A 17,764-nucleotide genomic window follows, 5' to 3' on the forward strand; every position below is an offset into this window, starting at 1 on the left:
CCGGACAAATAGCAGATGCTCTCCAGGTGAAAGGGTCATCCATGATTGGATTGATGGCGATGCATGCCCTGAGTTAAAAACATCTCTCAGGAAGCTATCGCAAATTGCGGTAGTAGGCTTCGCTCCGCCCGAGCGATCAAGCCCCGGCACGGTCACGGAGACACCTTTGCTAACGGTGAGTGGGACGCCTGATCGGATGGCTGGTCTCGGTGCTCACCTTACCCTTGCAGGGTTCACCGGACCAGTAGTCGATTGGTGGTCTCGTTCCGAACGTAGCCTCGCAACGTGCTGGAGCACCAAATCGCTTGCAATCGGTGGGCAGGAGCTCGAAGCTCAGCTTTCATTTAAGTAAACCTGATATTCGCCCCTTCGCTGTCCTCCCGACAGGATCATTGCACTGTGAGCCGCGAATGTGGAGGCGCCCTTAATAGCTCTTATGATGGTAGAAGCGGCAACGACCTCGCCACCTCCGAAGGATAGTTGGTGGTACCTTAGCTAATTTGCAGAGTTGCTGGTCAGCGGTTCGCGTCCGGATACCATCGTCTTCGAAGCGGACACATAGGGCTCCAGCTTTAGAACACGTCTCGAACGAGTTGCTGAACAAGGCTTGTGCTATCCGGATTATGCCGCAGGATTGCATGTTTCTTCGGGCCAATCCTGCCTTCAAGCAGGGAAGTGCCGCCATCAGTGGCTGGCGGGCATGGCCGGTTCCCATTGCGAGCTTGGCAAGCAATCGCCCACCAGTCCGGGGGAACAGGCGAGGCATCCCAGAAGCGTTCTCGGTCATCGATCAGCAGGCGAAGACGTGTCGCTGCCTGCCCATCGAAGTAGCGCAAAACAGCTATGGGTTTTGCATTTGTCGCCGTCTGCGTTCCATAATCCTTGATTATGCTAACGGCTCGAGGTTCTGCTTCTTCGAGAAATATAATTCGAGCTGCGCGAGGCCGGCGTAGGGAATAGTCCTCGGTCAACCTGAAGGTCGCACCAATGATTTTGGCATTCTCGGTTAGGATGGCGGGTTCTCCCAAACCACGAAGAACGCGATCGAAGTAGTTCGCTTGCCCTAGCGCGCCATCGAGCCCGTACGCGTCGCGACCTTCTGCGGGAGGAACAAGATCAGTGGACCCCTGAGCCTTCGCTGTTTCCGCCAGCGCAACAGCTGCACTTCCACTTGCCACGCTCATTTCACGACGTGTTAGCAACGATCACACTCCCGTCCACGCTCCGAATTTGGAGGTGGCCTTGCGCTTGGCAATGCTGCTCTCAACAGAACCGTCGCACAATAGCGGTCGCGACATTCACGAACGGCAGCTAACGAGTTGCTCGGCCCCGAAAGCTGCCGGACCGCTGTCCTGCCAATTTCGGCCAATCACCCAGGGCGACGGCCGGACGCACGTCGAACGTCTGAGATTGGCAGGTTTGCGGACCGGCCGCTTTCGGGTGAGGCAGCGCTCATAGCTAACGTTGGCTTACGCCGCTCACCGTCCCGATTGAGATGGTCGAATGGGAAAGCCTGCGGCTTCTCAGAAGCCGTCGTCCACTCAGATTTCAAGAACCCTGACGCCAAACGCCAGCGCGTATCCATCTATCTCGGAAGCCGTATGGTGACACCGAATGCCCGCTCGGATCGGGACAGAATTGCATTGCCGCCATGACCAACGGCGATGGCGCGAACGAGGGCAAGGCCCAGCCCATGCCCGTCAGTGGTACGTGACGCCTCGGCGCGCGCGAAACGCTGAAACAGGCGTTTGGCATCAGCGGGGTGAACGCCTGGGCCGTCATCCTCCAGCGCCACCTCGATCGCATCCTGCGTAGCCGTTGCAGCCAGTGTCGCTGTGGTGCCGGGCGGCGTGTGGCGCAACACGTTCTCCAACAGGTTCGACAGCGCCTGAGCCAGCAGACGGCGGTCGCCCTCGACACGCAAGCAGGCCGGTATATCCGCCGATAACAGGTGGCCGCTGGCCTCAAAGTCGGGGCGATAAGTTTCGGCCATGTCCTCCAGCAGCGCCGACAGGTCGATCGACCCTAACGCCCGACGTTCAGCCAGCCCTTCGACTTCGGCAATGCGCAGCAGCGCGGCGAATATCTCCAGCAGATCGTCGGCTTGCCGCCGTGCCGCCTCGATCGCGCCCGCGTCCCCGGCCGCGGCGCGGTCGAGCTGGTTGCACAGGCGGGTCAAAGGCGTGCGCAGGTCGTGGGCGACGTCGGTCGATACCTGCCGCAGATTATCCATCAGCGCGGCGATGCGATCGAGCATCCGGTTGAGGGTGGCGGCGAGGCGGTCAAACTCGCTGTCCGACCCGTCGCGTGGCACCCGCTGCGTCAGGTCGCCGGCGATGATCGCCTGCGCAGTGGTATCGATGCGTGACAGGCGACGCCGAGTGAGCCATCCGACCAGCACGGCCGCGCCGATCCCCAGCGCCAGCATCGTCGCCAGCGCGGTCGCGAACAGCGACGCCAGCGTCCGGTCGATCGCCGCGAGATCGCGCCGGTCGGCGACGACGACCAGCATCCCGCCGGGCAGCGGCGTGGCGAGCGCCTGACCGACGCCGGCATCAGCGCCGCGCCGGAAACCCAAATGCTCCTGATAGCCCGGCTCGACCGGCGTCAGCGGCGTGATCGTCGCGGCGATCGTCCGCCCGGCGCGGTCGATGAGCAGATAATCGAGGCTCGCCTCGTTGCGGGCATCCTTGCGCAGGCGGACTGCGTCCGCCACCCCCGCCAAGCCGCCTTCGCGCGCCTCGGCCATCAGCGCATGCGTCTCGACCGCGACGCGGTGGTCGAGTTGCTCCTCCAACGCCTCGTGCGTCACCTCATAGGCGACAGCACCGATCGCCAGCGTCGCGACGCTGAACGCCAGCGCGACCAGCACGACGATGCCGAAAGTCGAGCGCCACAGGCGGGCGAGCATCTATTCGCCCCGGATCATGTAGCCGGCACCGCGCACCGTTTCGATTGCATCAGCGTCGAAGCCGGCGTTGAGCTTGGAGCGCAGTCGACTCAGATGCGTCTCGACGATGTTGGTCTTCGGGTCGAAATCGAAATCCCACACCCGCTCCAGCAGCATGGTGCGCGTCATCACCCGGCGCGGGTTGCGCATCAGCTCGGCGAGCAGCGCGAACTCGCGCGGTTGCAGGGTGACGCGCCGGCCGTCGCGCTCGACGGCGCGACGATGCAGGTCGAGGACGATATCGCCGACCCGGAGCAGATGCGTGTAGTCGCCGCGCGGTGCCGGCCGACGCGCCAGCGCATTGAGGCGAGCGGCGAGTTCGGAGAAGGCGAAGGGCTTGACCAGATAGTCGTCGGCACCGCCCTCCAGCCCCTCGACGCGATCGGCGATACCGCCCACCGCGGTCAGCATCAGGACCGGAGTCGCGTCGCCAGCCGCGCGCAACGCCTTCACCAGCGCCAGGCCGTCGAGGCCGGGCAGCATCCGGTCGACCACGATCGCATCGAAGCCCCCACCGGTCGCCTGGAACAGTCCGTCGCGACCATCCTCGCTGACCGCGATCTGATGTCCGGCCTGCCCCAGCCCCTGCGCGACGAAGGCGCGGGTGTCGCTATCATCCTCGACGATCAATATCCGCATCGCGCGACTATCGCGTAGCAGCGTCAGTTCGCCAACCGCCGCCCAAAGCGCGGAAGAGAGCGACCTCGGTTTGAGACACCGCCAGATCGGACTGGACCTGTTGCAACGTCGCCGATGCGGTTGCTCGCTGCGCGTCGACCTGGAGCAGACCGGGTGCGTCGCCGAGGCGGACCCGGGCAACCGCGCGCCGCGCATAGGCCTGCGCCTCGCGCGAGGCGGTCGCCAGATCGCGGTTGCGCCGGGTCTCGGCGTCGTAGGTCGCCAGCGCCGTCTCGACCTCGCGCAGCGCGCGCAGCGCCGCCACGTCCCATCCGGCCAGCGCCGAGCGCTCGGTAGCGCGGGCCTGTTCCAGCCTTGCGCGTGCCGGTGCCTGGTTGGGAAAGGCCCAGCTGACGAGCGGCGTCACCGCCGCGCTGATCCCGCCGGACAGCAACCCGACAGCCGCGCCCAGATTGACCCGCGGATAGAGGTCCGCGCGTGCCACGCCGATCCGTGCGGCCGCGGCGGCAAGGCGGCGCTCCGCCTCGCGCACGTCGGGGCGGCGCAACAGCAACGCGGTCCCGTCGCCGACCGGTGCCGCCCCGCGCAGGCGAGGCGCAGCGGTGCAGGCGAAGCGCCAGGCGCGCGCCTCGGCGGGGGGGCGACCCTGCAGCGTCGCAAGTCGATACAGCGCATTAGCGCGCTGTGCCTCGAATGGCGCGATGGCGGCGCGGGTGGCGGCGGCGATCGTCGCGACCTGCGACACCTCCAGCGGCGACACCTCGCCCGCGCGAAGCTGTTCACGGACCAGCCCGACCGACCGATCCTGCGCCGCAGCGACCTCGCGCGCGGTGGCGATGGCGCGGCTCGATCCGCACAGGTCGACATAGGCCAGCACGGTGTCGGCGACGACCGCGACGCGCAAGCCGTCGACGACGGCCGCCTGGGCCTCCGCGTCCGCCCCCGCCGCAGTCGCGGCCGAGCGAAGCCGGCCGAACAGGTCGAGATCCCAGCTCGCGGTCGCGGCGATATCGTAGTCTGTCGTCGGGACATTACCCGACGCGCTCGGCTGTCCGGCGGGGTTGTCGACTCCAAGCGCGCTCTCGATCGTCGTCTGCGGCAGCCGCGCCGCCCGTGCCTGTCGCAAGGCCGCGCGTGCGCCGTCGAGATTGGCATAGGCGACGCGCAGATCGGCGTTAGCAGCCAATGCCGAGCGCACCAGTCCGTCGAGCACGGGATCGTCATAGAGCCGCCACCAGTCGTCGGGCACCGGCGCGATCGAGGCCACCGGAAGCGACGCGAAGGCCCCGGTGGCGCTGTCCGGCGCCACGGTGGGCGGCGGCTTGGGCACGCTCATGCAGGCGGATGCGAGTAGGGCTGCGGCGGGGGCCAGGCGGCGGATCATGCCAGCGCCTCCTTGTGTGCGGCAGCAGGCGGCACGGCGCGTTCCTCGCCATAGCGGGCATAGAGCGCAGGCAGCAGCAGCAGGTTGAGCGCGGTCGACGAGATGAGGCCGCCGAGGATCACGATCGCCATCGGATGCTCGATCTCGTGCCCCGGCGCGTTGCCGGCGACGATCAGCGGGACCAGCGCGAGGCCGGCGCAGGCGGCGGTCATGAGGATCGGCACCAGACGTTCCTCGGCCCCGCGCAGCACCAGTTCGCGGCCGAAGGTCATCCCCTCATGCCGTTCGAGATGCTGGTAATGCGACAGGAGCATGATGCCGTTACGCGCGGCGATGCCGATGACGGTGACGAACCCGACCAGCGACCCCAGCGACAGCGTGCCCCCGGTCAGCGCGACCGCCATCACACCCCCGACCAGCGCGAACGGCAGGCTGACGGCGACCAGCGCCGTGATGCGGCGCGAGCGGAACTCCATCCATACCAGCAGCAGGATGCCGACGAGGCAGAGCGCACCGATGCTCCACAACCGGCTGCGCGATTCCTTCAGCGCGGCATATTCGCCCAGCACCTGCGGGTGATAGCCGGTCGCGAACGGCACCTTCGCGACCGCGGCGTCGACCGCCTGTGCGACCGTGCCGAGGTCCGCGCCTGCGACGTTCATCGTCACGTCTAGCCGACGCTGGCCGTTCTCGCGCTTCACCTCGTTGGGCGCGGGAGCGATCTCGATATCGGCGATATCGCCGAGCCGCACCGGCGCGCCGGTGACGGGTGCCTGGATCATCAGGTCGCGGAGCGCATGGACGCTGTTCCGCACCCGCGGCTCGCCCCACACCGCGACGTCGAACGCGCGCTGATCGCGATAGATTTCGCCGACCTTGGCCTGCGCGACCAGTATCTGCGCCTGACGGCGGACCTCGCCCGCGGTCAGGCCGAGCCGCGCCAGTTCGGCAGGCCGCGGACGGATGCGGATTTGCGGGACCAGCACCTGGGATTCCAGCTTCAGGTCGGAGACGCCCGGAATACCGCTTATCGCATCGCGAACCCGTGCGCCGGCCGCGCGCAGCTCGGTCTGGTCGGGGCCGTAGATGCGGACGACGATCGTCGCGCCGGCACCGGTCAGCACCTCCTTGATCCGCTCGCGTAGGTAGGTCAGCACGTCGCGGTAGAGGCCGGGATAGCCCTCGACCACCTCCTTAATCCGCTTCACCGACGCATCGTAATCGGCATTCTCATCGAGGCTGATCCACAATTCGGTGAAGTTTGGACCGACCACCTCGTCGGCCTGCTCGGCGCGACCGATATGCGCGCCGAAGTTGCGTATGCCGGGGATGCTGCGCAGCTCCTTAGAGGCGCGGATCGTGATCCGGTCCATCGCCTCGATCGAGGTGCCCGGCTTCTCGACGAAGTGCATCAGGAAGTCGGTTTCGCGGAAGTCGGGAAGGAACTGGTCCTTGAAGGTCGCATAGCCGACACCCGCCAGCAGCAGACCGCTCGCGACAATCCCGACCGCCAGCGCCGGCCGTCCGACGACGCGCGGCAGGAAGCCGACATAGCGGCGCTTCAGTGCGGCGACGATGCGGGTGTCGCGCTCCCCGGTCAGCGGTGCGCTCGGCAGGAGCAGCAGGCACATCGCCGGCGTGACGGTCAGCGCGACCAGCAGTGACATGCCGATCGCCAGCACATAGGCGATGGCGAGCGGCTGGAAGAAGGTGCCCGCGACCCCGCCGAGGAAGAAGATGGGCACGAACACCAGCATCACGATCAGCGAGGCGAACACTACTGCCGAGCGCACTTCCAGCGACGCGGCCAGCACCACCGCAAACGCGGGCTTCGGATCGGCGGCCTCGCGGTTCAGCCGCAGGCGACGCGCGATATTCTCCACGTCGATGATCGCATCGTCAACCACTTCGCCCAGCGCGATCACGAGGCCGGCGATTATCATCACGTTGATCGTCGCACCCGACCACAGCAGCATCAGTCCCGCGCCGAGCAGCGAAAGCGGGATCGCAACCAGGCTGATCGTCGCCTGTCGCCAGTCGCGGGTGAACAGGAACAGCACCGCCGCCACCAGCGCGCAGCCGATCATCAGCGCACGGGTGAGATTGTCGATCGAGCGTTCGATGAAGGTCGCCGGCCGGAAGATGGTCGTATCGACCTTCACGTCCTTGAGGCCGGGCTTCAGCTCGGCGAACGCGGCCTCGACCGCGCGGGTCAGCTCCAGCGTGTTGGCGGTGGGCTGTTTCTCGACGATCAGCATGATGCCGGGGCCGTCGTCGATGATGGCGTTGCCGATCGGCGCGTTGAAGCCATCGACCACGCGCGCGACATCGCCGATCCGAACCGGCGCTTCGCCCGCCTGCTTGACGATCGCTCGGGCGAGGTCGGCCGCAGTCTGGACGGTGCCCGCCTGCTGAACCGCAAGCCGCTGGTTGGGTGTGTCGACGAACCCGCCGCCCCCGACCAGAACCGCTTCGCCCACTGCCGCGCGCACCTCCGCCAGCGTCACGCCGGCCGCGCGCAGACGATCGGGATCGACCAGCACCTGCAACTGCCGGTCGCGCTGCCCCCAGACCGCGACATTGGCGACGCCGGGGACCGCCATCAATCGCGGCCGGATCGTCCAGCGCACTAGCTCGGATAACTGCATCTGGTCGAGCTTCGTCGACGACAGTCCGACCTTCATCGCGCGACTGGTCGAGGACAGCGGCGGCATCAGCACCGGTTGGCGCGCCGCGAGCGGCAGACGCGGCTGCACTTGCGCGATCCTCTCCCCGACCATCTGCCGTGCGCGGATCACGTCGGACCCGCGCTCGAACAGGATCTGGACCGACGACAGGCCCAACACCGATTTGGATCGCAGCGTCATCAGGCCGGGGACGCCATTGACCGCGGTCTCGATCGGCACCGTGACCAGGCTCTCGACTTCCTCGGTCGATAGGCCAGGTGCCTCGGTCTGGATTTCCACCAATGGCGGGGCGAACTCGGGAAACACGTCGAGCGGCACGTCGCGCCCGGCGCGGACCCCGAGCACCACCAGCAGCGCGGCGAGCGCGAGGACGAGGACGCGCTGCGCCAGTGCGAAACGGACGAGCCGGCCGAGCATCAGTGCGCCGCCCCGAACTCGGTGCCGAACAGTTCCGCCGCGCCATCGGTCACGACGTGCGCCCCGGCGGACAGGCCGCGCGCGAGCAGCGCCCGTCCGCCGCTTTCCGATGCCACCTCGACACGCTGGCGGACGAAGGTGTCGGGCGCGGTCTTCTGATAGACCCACTCGCCGCCATGAATGTCGCGCAGGATCGCAGTGGACGGCACCGACAGTCCTTCGGTCTGCCCCGCGAGCGGCAGGTCAACGGCGACACGTTGGCCTACGCGGAAGGTACGGTCACGATTGTCGACGGCGTAATACAGGTCGACGGTGCCCGCGACGGTGTTGGCGGATGGCGGCGCCTGCACCGGACGGGCGCTGTGTGGCGCGCCGGCCTCGCCGAGCGTGCGGACCATCGCGGCGGTCTCCCGACGCACATTCCCCATGTCACTGCCGAACACGGACGCACGGACCCACAGCACCGCTTGCGAGCCGAGCGAGGCGACGGCAGGCCCAAGCAAACGGCGCTGCTGACGTGCCGCGCCTAGCGCCGCCTGCGCTGCTGCGAGGGCTGCTGCGGCTTCGTCGCGCGCCCGGACACTGCCGGCTTCCTCGCGCACCAGGCTCTCGGCCCGACCGAGCGCGATCCGGGCGAGGCGAGCCTGCGCCGATGCGCGCGCCAGTTCGGCATCAGCCCCGGCCTGCTGGCTGCCGATCTGTTGGAGATTGATCGTCGAGTTGACCGGCACACCATTGGCGCTGATCGGCGGGACCACGATTTCGCCGGCCACCTCGCGCGTCGCCGTGGCCGATCCTCCGCCGACGCGCACCAGGCCGATGCCCAAGCGATGTTGCGCTTCGGGCGTCAGCGTCAGCTTCAGCAGCTCGCTTTCGTGCGCCATCGTCTCGGCATGAGCGGGCGGTACGGGCGGCTTCGCAGCCTTCTCGCCGCAACCGGCAAGCAGGATCGGGATCAGAAGGAAAGTGTGGCGCATCGTGACGGCTTAGTCACGAAAGAGTGGGCGCTGCTGGAGCCGACTATACAAAGCCCCAATGTAGCGGCACCCCGCTCTGGTTGCAGACGAGGAGTCCCGAGGTCACCCCGACTTTTATTCGGTTTCTGTGGCGCGTGAAGTTCGCACCCCCGTCAGGCGACGTCGGACGAACCATATTGCCGCCAGCACGATCGCGCCCAGCAGGAACAAGTCGATCTTGTGAAACCAGGCCGACAATCTTGGGTCTGTGTTCCAGCGGCTCCCGAGCACCTGGCCGGCATAGGCCAGCCCGAGGCACCAAGGCAGTGACCCTATGAAGGTGCAGAGGTGAAAGCGCAGCAACGGCATCCGGGCGATCCCCGCAGGCAGCGCGATAAACGAGCGGATGCCCGGCAACATCCGACCTATCAGAACAGCCGCACCGCCGAAGCGCTCGAAAAACCGTTCCGATCGGTCAAGATCCTCGGGTGTGAGCAGGAGCCAACGTCCGTAACGCTCGACCATGGGACGGCCACCGCGGCGCCCCGCCTCATACGCAAGAGCTGATCCGATATTACAGCCGACCGCTCCCGCAATCGCTACCAGCCAAAGGTCCAGGCGACCGGTCGAGACCAGATAACCGCTGAACGGCATGATGATTTCAGACGCCAGCGGGATGCAGGCGCTTTCGAGAGCCATCAAACCGATGATGCCAATATATCCGGTCGCAGCGATCGCGGCGACGATGCAGCCGGCCAACGTTGCAACCAGGTTGCTGATCGCAGTCATATTGAAATTCCTGTGCGGGGATCGCGATCATCGAGCGCTGACAGCCGGGTGACGGCGCTATCCAGGCGGATCGGATGTGAGAGCATCACGCCGCAGATATCTGCGAAAGTGCAAGACCGTAGGACAAACTGTCGTATGGCGTTGCCGTATACGACGTTTGCGTCCGCGACGTGATGGCGAGCACGTCAGCGTGATCGTCGGGGAACACAACCGCGAGATCAAGTTCGACAGCGGTTCGCACTAGTGAGGAGAGACGCTCAGGCTCGTACGAAACGAGGATCAAGGCATCGAACAAGCTCACATCGAGGTTGGGGGGCAGATCGACTGACGAGAATGCAACGATTGCGTCGATGCCCAGCGCCCTTGCCCAATGCTCGAGCCGGCGCCGGTGTCGACCATAGCCGATCATCGTCAGGCGATCACCCAGCTTCCCGCTGAGCGCAAAGGCCCGGATAGCGGTGACATAGCCCCGGCGATCGCCCGGCTTGCCGATGGCGAGGTAGTGCGTCGGCGGGCATGGTTGCCGACGTGCGCCATCCGGGCCGTCGCCATGTCGCACCAAATGACGGCATCCTTGCGCAGCGAGGTTTGATCCAGTCGGTACAGTTTGGCTTCGGGAGTGCGCAGGATCCATGCCCCGTTGGCTGGGGCAGCTTTCATCTTGCCGGACGTGTCTGCCGGCTCGCTCCGACCGATCGCGCCCACCATGTTCGCGCCAACTTCCAAAGAAACGTGCCAGCCAGCTCACTTGGGTTCGCTCAAGCGCAGCGTCTGCTTGCCGAAGGTTTGTGACCCTCCGCGAATCCGTCGGGCGAAGACCTTTGTAACGGCGGCCGTCCAGCACAAGCCAACTGCCCAGCCAGCTGCAACATCCGTTGGCCAGTGGACGCCAAGGACGATCCGCGACGCACCGATAGCAAACACCAGAAGCATGGCAGCAATTACCGCCAGATCCCATCGACGTCCGCCACCAGCGCCTGCCACAATGGCAATAGCTATCGAGCCATAGACGAAGGCGGAGTCCATGGCGTGTCCGCTTGGAAAGCTTGCAGTCTGAACACGCACGAGATGCGAGACTACCATCGGCCTGGGTCGACCCACCGCCGCCTTGATGGCACTGATGATGACAGCCCCGCCTGCGGTCGTGCATGCGAGGTAGGCGCACCACTGCCAGCGTCGCCTCACCGCGTACACTGCGATCGCGACCGTAGTCGCGATCCACAGGGTGACATTGTTCCCCATCACCGTCACGACACGCGAAATGGCAATCAGCCAACCATGATCGCCGGTGCGCTCGCGCACCCACATGAGAATGGCCGCATCGAGACCCGTCACCCGGCCTGTCATGAAGAGCGACGCGACGACGAGTAGAAGCCCTGCGGCCAGCGCGAGCAGTGCCCCCCCGTTTAGAATCCGTATGGGGACAGTTGCTCGACTTATTCCATGTGGTCCCGTCACGCCGGCTTCACGACCAAGACCTTGAACGTGCCAGGCGTTGCGACCGGGCGGGCGCCAGGTTTGGCCGGCAGGCCAAACGATGCTGTCGGCAAGTAGATGGCACCGCCGTCTGCATCGAGCGCCCCCGTCCGCGCACCCACCGCAGTCTTGATACGGCCCACGCGCTTCACGACGGTGCCTTCGAGTGAAAGAACGTCCAGCACTCCGTCCTTGCCGCAGGGAATGAACGCCAAGCGACGCTGTGAATCCAGAATAACGGCATCTGGGCCTACGCCGATGTCGACTAGCTGCGAAAGTTTGCGGCTCGAGCCAGTGACGATGGCCGCCTTGCCGTTGGCACACGCAGCAATGAGGCGATCCGTCTTCGCGTCATAGGCGAGGCCAGACGGCTCGGCGCATCCTGGCAGGGCGATCGGCGCGGCGGCCGTGCCACGCCGGATGTCTACAACCTCGATCTCGTTTGCGTCTTCGTCATTGACGAACAGCATACCGTCCGGCGTCAACGCGGCATACTCAAGGCCCGGCTTGAGCTGCACAGTGCGCAACGTCCGCATCGCTGCCGTGTCGATGATCGATACCGAGCCGGCCTTGGCATTCATCACGAAGCCAGTCTTGCCGTCAGCCGAGACGATCGCAGCATCGGGTTTATCGCCGACCGCTACACGACCGAGTTCGCGACCATCGGAGGTTGAAAGAAAGCGGACCGAGGCATCGTCCCCGCTCGTTGCCATGAGGCGCCCGCCGGGAAGCGGTACGACCGCATGACCGTGCGCGATCGTGCCGATCGATCCGACTGCCCGCTCACGTCTGGTATCGATGACGGTGACCGACGTCGACCGGGCGATGTAGAGGCGGTGATCGACTGGATCGACGCGGGCATAGTCCCATCCCCCGCCGTCCGGACCCGAAATGGTAGCCGCGACGCGATACGCCGGCACCGGCGGGGCAGCCCCCGCCGCAGCGAAGGAGGTCAGCGCCAAGGTCGCAGTTGTCAGTACCCTCTTCATTGTGCAGTTCCCTGTGCTGAAATGGCAGGATCATGGTCGGAATGCGGTAGGGTCAGCCGAACGAGGATCGGCATTGCCAGGAGGACGAGCGGATATTGCAGCAACAGGCCGGCGATGATCGCTATCGCGAGCGGCTGCTGGATGCCTGAGCCTTGGCCGATCGCGAGGGCGAGCGGCAGGAGCGTCAGGATCGCCGCCAGCGTCGTCATCGTGATCGGACGCAGGCGGTTGCGGCTTGCCTCGCGCGTCGCGACGACGGGCGGCATGGTGCGGCAGAGTTCCTCAAACTCGGAGACGTAGAAGATCGCCATCTCGGTGCCGATGCCGATGATCATCGTCATGCCCATCAGCGCGGTGATGTTGAGGTCGACGCCGGCGAGCCACAGAGCGGTGAACACGGCCGTGGTCGACAGGAGCGAGCAGCCGATGATGATGACGGGCAGCCAGAACCGCCGGTAAAGCACAAGGAGCAACACCAGCTCGGCGACGAGCGCTGCGCCGAACACCTTGATGAGTCCAGCGAAGGCGATCTGTTGCTGCTGATAGAGACCACCCAGCTCGTAGCGGATGCCGGGTGCCAGTACGCCTGGCTGGTCGAGGGCCTTGGTCACGTCGGCGACGGCCGCACCGATCCCGCGTCCCTGGATACGACCGGTCACGGCCACCATCGGTTCCAGGTTCTCGCGGGCGATCTGCGGTTGTCCGACGACCGCCTCGATGGACGCGACGCGCGACAGCGGGAATACATGGCCATCAGTGGCACGGATGGGTAGTTGCGCAAGCCCGGCCTGGCTGATCGTCATCGCCTGCGGAAGCCGGACGCGCACGTCGATGGCCTTGTCGGGTCGGGCAAGGGATGTGGCGACAGTGCCGCTCAGGGCAGTCGACAGCTGTGTCTCGACGTCTGCGGGTACGACCCCTTCCACGCCGGCGCGAACCGGGTCGACCCGAACATCGAGCGCATCGCCTGCCAGTTGAACGCCGTCCTTCACCTCGACGACGCCGTCGATCTTTTCGATCAGGGCAGCGACCTTCTTCGCCTGGGGGTCGAGCACGGTTGGGTCGGACGAGTAGAGCTTGACCTCGATCGGCTGCGGGACGGCGGTGAGATCGCCGATCAGATCCTCGATGAGTTGCGCGACCTCGACCTGAACGCCTGGCACCTTGACCCCGATCTCGTCGGCGACATCGGCTGCCACTTCTTCGGTCGGGCGGCTGTGGTTCGGCTTCAGCCGGACGAAATAGTCGCCGTGATAGCTCTGGCCGAGATCACCGCCGAGACCGGTGCCCAGCCGCCGCGAGAAGGTCAGGACCTCCGGATTGGCGGCAAGCAGACGGTCGATCTGGCCGACCTGACGCCCGCTCTCGTCCAGCGACGTACCGGGCGAGGTGTAATAGTCCATGACGAAGCCGCCTTCGTCGACCTTTGGCATGAAGCCTGTCGGCACCTTGGAATAGCCAATATACCCGACCGCCAAGAGCGGCACGAGGATGACGATGAGCAGCCACGGCCGGGCTGACAGGCGATCAAGGCCCTTGTCGTGAACCACGGCGAGCCGCCCCTCACCGGCGACGCCGGGATCCTTCCATGTGCGAAAGTCTACCAGCCATCGCACGAGGACTGGCACGACGAAGGCGGTCATCGCCCAGGAGATGGCGAGCGCGGCCGCCATCGTCACTGACAGCGCCTTGGAGAAGGCACCGGTCACACCGGTCAGGAAGGACAGCGGCACGAACACGATCAGCGTCGCCAGGCTCGATCCGGTCAGCGGTGCCATAAACTCGCGCGCGGCCGGGATGACCGCAGCGTTGCCGGCGACATCCCCATCCGGGCTCACCTCGCCGGCGCGGCGGGCGATATGCTCGACCATCACGATGACGTCGTCGATCAGCAACCCGACCGCTGCGGCGATGCCGCCGAGGATCATGATGTTGAAGCTCATGCCGAGGATGCTCAGCACCAGCACCGTGGTCGCCAGCGTTGCCGGCACGACGATGATGGCGACGAGCGTAACGCGCCAGCTGCGCAGAAACAGGAGGAGCACCAGCGCGGCGAGCACGAGGCCGATCAGCACCGCGTCACGAACGCTCGCGACCGATTGGGTCACCAGCTCGCTCTGGTCGTACCAGTTGACGAGCTTTACCCCGGCCGGCAGCCTCACACCCGCCAGCTTCGCCTGCACTTGCCTTGCGATCTGAACCGCGTTGCCGTCCGGCTGTTCGTAGATGTTGAACAGCACCGCAGGCTTTCCGTCCTCGACGATCCGTTGCCAGACGGGCACGGCACCGGTCTGCACGGTGGCGACATCCCGCACCCGAACGACCCCCGCCGCAGCCGCCTTGACGACGATGTCACCTACCTGCGCAGGGCTGGCGACACTGCGATCGGCGATGACGAGCGAGAGTCGACCACGATCCTGGACCTGCCCGACCGCACTCAACACGTTGCCGTTGCGGATGGCGGTCGCAAGATCCGCCATCGCCAGGCCGTAGCTTGCGAGCCGTTGCGGGTCCGCGAGCACCTCGACCTCTGCGGTGTCACCACCCTGAACACCGACCTTCGCAAGGCCGGTGATCGAGGACAGCAGCGGGGTAATCTTAAGTCGTGCGAAGTCCTGGAGCTGGGCTGGATCCGCCGTGTCGGATACCAAGGCGTAGGAGATGATCGGAAAGACGGTCGGGTCCATCCGGCGGACATTGTACTGCGTGCCGGCAGGCAGCGACGGCAGGATCCGGCCGACCGCGGTATCGACGAGCAGCGTGCTCGTGATCATGTCGCGCCCCCAACCGAAGTCGATCGAAATCTGCGCCGTCCCGCGCGCCGTTTCGGAACGGACGTTGTTTACGCCAGGGATGGCGCGGATCGCCTCCTCGACTGGACGGGTGACGGTCAGCGCGGTCTGATCTGCGGGGCGGCTACCGGAATCGAGATCGACGACGACCCGCGGGAACGACACCTGAGGGAAGAGCCCGATCGGCAACGACAACGCTGCGACGATTCCCGCGAGCGCCAACGCCAAGCCGACAAGGACGAAGGCGCGCGACTGGGTGCGCAGGAGCCGCTCTAGCATCAACGGCTCCGGACGGCATCGCCGTCGGTGACCTGATAAGCACCGGAGACGATCAGCGGTAATTGTGGAGACAGTGTGCCATCCACGACGTCGCCCGCGTCCGACGACAGTCTGATGGTGACCGGCACCGCCTTGGCTTTGCCGCTCTGCACCTGAAATATCCTCGGGCGGCCACCGGCGGTCACGACGGCCGCGTGCGGCACGACCCATCCGTTGACCGCGCCAGTGCGGATATCGACCTGCATCGGCTCGCCCGGGAGGAGTGCGCCCGCGGGGAAGGACAGGTCGACGTCGACCATCTTGGTCACGGCATTCAACGCGCCGTCGACCCGCACGACGCGGCCCTCGATCGTACCGCCGCCCGACAAGCGCTTCAGCGACGCCGCTTGCCCGACAACGACCGCGCCGCGCTGCGACGGATCGATCCCGACTGTGACGACAATCCCGCCCGATCGCGCGACCGTCAGGATGGTCGCGCCCGCTGCGGTGCGATCACCCTGGGCAACCGCGACGGCGGTGACGACGCCCGCAAACGGTGCCACGATGGTATGGACAGGGGTGCCAGCTCCCTCGGCGCGCAGCGCAGCGAGCGAGGTCCGTGCGTCGGACACCGCCTTGTCCGCCTGCACCAGCTGATCGGTTGTCGCGAGCTGCTGCGCGAGCAGCTGCGCCGTGCTGGCGCGCGCCTTCTGCGCTGCGGCGAGAGCGCTCACCGCTTGTTCGTAGGTGCTGCGCGAAGTCGGCGCCGTGACGAACATAGCAAGAGCCTGTCCGGCCTTCACGGCGCTACCTGGAGCGACGAACAGTCGCGTCACCTGGCCTGGCTGCGCTTCATTGAATGTCCGGGTGCCGATCTCGGAAGGCGCCACGGAGCCATAAGCCGTGACGATCGCCGGTAGCGCACCCTGGCGGGGTGCGACGGTGTTGACGAGAACGCTGGGCGTCGGGGTATCGCTGGCATCCGGCGCGGGGGATCCGCTGCTGCAAGCCGTGACCAAAAGCAGGAGCAGAGCAGCAGATACTCTTGGATGAGGCGGTATCACCGACCGCTCCCCGCTTGTTCGGCGGAAAAGTCGATCGTTGGCAGGCCCGCGCCGACCAGCGTCTGTATGGCGATCTGACGATCGAACAGCGCGAGTTCCAGGGTCATGATCTCCTCTTCCTTGGCGAAGCGGTTGGAGACGAGGTCGACATAGCCCCGCTCGTCGATATTGGAGGCACCGAACGCCGCCTGTGCCCGGGACGCGGCAATGCGGGCGGCAGGCAGATCGCGACGCGCGATCGCCAGTTGCGCCGCGAGCTGCTTATATTCGCGCAGCAGCGCGCCGACCGTACCGGTAGCGGCCGCTAGCCGCGCAGAATAATCGGCTTGAAGCTGCGCCCGCGTCGCCCGGGCGATCGCGACATTACCCTGGTTGCGATCGAAGATGGGCAAGCCGACCTGCACGTTCGGCCCGCCGTTGATGACCTTCGAACTGTCGCTCGACGCGGAACCGCCAAGAATCAGGTCAGGAAACTGCGACAGGATCGCGACGCGCAATTGCTCGTCAGCGGCTGCATAGCCGAGGCGCAGTGCGAGAAGGTCGGGCCGGCGATCAGGCAGCGTCGCAAGCCCTGTACGGATCGCGGCGGGGTCGAACGGCGGGAGGTCGGGCGCGGTCGCAAGCTGCACGACAGCATCGGGCGTCAAGCCCAGCAGGGCGTTCAGCTGGTGCCGCTGCGAGAGCAACGTCTGGTCGAGCGTGTTGAGCGACGTGCGCGCCGCCTGAAGAGCGACACGGTCCGGGGCGACGGTGACGAGCGTCACGGTTCTGGCAGCGAGGGCGCGCTCGAGCTTGCCGTTGCGATCGGACAGGAGGTCGTAGGCCGCGACATAGGTCGGGCGGCTGCGCGTGCCGATGATGATGTCGGTGGCAAGCTGGCGCGCCTGTCCGGCAACCTGCCATTCCTGCCAGACGAGATCGGCCGCGACCTGCCGGGTGCTGGCGGTGGCAGCGCGGCGTCGCGCGCGATAGGTGACGAGGCTCTTGATGTCCTGTGCCAGTCCCAAATTCCAGGCCGAGACAGTGCCTGCCCCCGAAAGCAGAGGCAGGAAAGCGCCCGACAGGGACGGATTGGCGAGGATCGAGGCTTGCGTGGCCTGCCCCTCGGCAATGCCCCGCTTCAGGCGCGCCGCGCGAAGATCCGGGTTGTTTGCCAGCGCCAACGTCACGACGTCACTGACTGATAACGCTCCATGAACTTCCGCTGCACCCTGCAGCGCGCCGACAGACGGCGCGAGCGGTATGTCTCGCGGGAGCGGAAGCGCGGTATAATGCGCGCATCCCGCCAGCAACGCTGCGAGCAAAATGGGCTGGACGCCCTTCCTGGCCCCCCTGATCAGCATGCTTCTGTCGCGCCTCCTGG

13 protein-coding genes are annotated in these 17,764 nt (G+C 66.1%); all 13 read right to left on the reverse strand.

Annotated features, from left to right (window positions below; genetic code table 11):
• Nucleotides 1-572: 572 nt before the first annotated feature.
• Entirely contained in the window at nt 573-1,184 is a 612-nt protein-coding gene (locus FHY05_RS06325; protein WP_183943508.1) for a hypothetical protein, read from the reverse strand.
• Between the two features lie 401 nt (nt 1,185-1,585).
• Nucleotides 1,586-2,911: an ATP-binding protein gene (locus FHY05_RS06330; protein ID WP_183943509.1), complete on the reverse strand. Its 1,326-nt coding sequence runs from the start codon at nt 2,909-2,911 to the stop codon at nt 1,586-1,588.
• Nucleotides 2,912-3,589, reverse strand: coding sequence for a response regulator transcription factor (locus tag FHY05_RS06335; RefSeq protein WP_183925803.1), 678 nt, complete (start codon nt 3,587-3,589; stop codon nt 2,912-2,914).
• A 7-nt stretch (nt 3,590-3,596) separates the two neighbouring features.
• Nucleotides 3,597-4,973: an efflux transporter outer membrane subunit gene (locus tag FHY05_RS06340; RefSeq protein ID WP_183943510.1), complete on the reverse strand. Its 1,377-nt coding sequence runs from the start codon at nt 4,971-4,973 to the stop codon at nt 3,597-3,599.
• Nucleotides 4,970-8,077 (reverse strand): efflux RND transporter permease subunit, encoded by a 3,108-nt coding sequence (locus tag FHY05_RS06345; RefSeq protein WP_183943511.1) that lies wholly within the window; start codon nt 8,075-8,077, stop codon nt 4,970-4,972. Before FHY05_RS06345 ends, FHY05_RS06340 begins: the two co-directional genes overlap by 4 nt.
• The gene (locus tag FHY05_RS06350; protein WP_183943512.1) at nt 8,077-9,054 is read right to left on the reverse strand and encodes an efflux RND transporter periplasmic adaptor subunit; all 978 of its coding nucleotides are present in this window, start codon (nt 9,052-9,054) and stop codon (nt 8,077-8,079) included. Before FHY05_RS06350 ends, FHY05_RS06345 begins: the two co-directional genes overlap by 1 nt.
• A gap of 114 nt (nt 9,055-9,168) precedes the next feature.
• Nucleotides 9,169-9,822: a DedA family protein gene (locus tag FHY05_RS06355; protein WP_183925794.1), complete on the reverse strand. Its 654-nt coding sequence runs from the start codon at nt 9,820-9,822 to the stop codon at nt 9,169-9,171.
• 85 nt (nt 9,823-9,907) lie between these two features.
• A complete protein-coding gene (locus FHY05_RS06360; RefSeq protein WP_183925792.1) occupies nt 9,908-10,381 on the reverse strand; it encodes a hypothetical protein in 474 nt (157 codons plus the stop codon).
• Between the two features lie 185 nt (nt 10,382-10,566).
• Nucleotides 10,567-11,157, reverse strand: coding sequence for a phosphatase PAP2 family protein (locus FHY05_RS06365; protein WP_183925790.1), 591 nt, complete (start codon nt 11,155-11,157; stop codon nt 10,567-10,569).
• Nucleotides 11,158-11,276: 119 nt separating this feature from the next.
• Entirely contained in the window at nt 11,277-12,287 is a 1,011-nt protein-coding gene (locus FHY05_RS06370; RefSeq protein WP_183943513.1) for a YncE family protein, read from the reverse strand.
• Nucleotides 12,284-15,358, reverse strand: coding sequence for an efflux RND transporter permease subunit (locus FHY05_RS06375; protein ID WP_183925786.1), 3,075 nt, complete (start codon nt 15,356-15,358; stop codon nt 12,284-12,286). The genes FHY05_RS06370 and FHY05_RS06375 overlap by 4 nt, the downstream gene beginning before the upstream one ends.
• A complete protein-coding gene (locus tag FHY05_RS06380; RefSeq protein WP_311731897.1) occupies nt 15,358-16,401 on the reverse strand; it encodes an efflux RND transporter periplasmic adaptor subunit in 1,044 nt (347 codons plus the stop codon). The genes FHY05_RS06375 and FHY05_RS06380 overlap by 1 nt, the downstream gene beginning before the upstream one ends.
• A complete protein-coding gene (locus FHY05_RS06385) occupies nt 16,398-17,744 on the reverse strand; it encodes a TolC family protein (protein WP_183943514.1) in 1,347 nt (448 codons plus the stop codon). The genes FHY05_RS06380 and FHY05_RS06385 overlap by 4 nt, the downstream gene beginning before the upstream one ends.
• Nucleotides 17,745-17,764: the final 20 nt, after the last annotated feature.

This window comes from Sphingomonas sp. BK580 (assembly GCF_014194975.1).
Lineage (GTDB): Bacteria > Pseudomonadota > Alphaproteobacteria > Sphingomonadales > Sphingomonadaceae > Sphingomonas.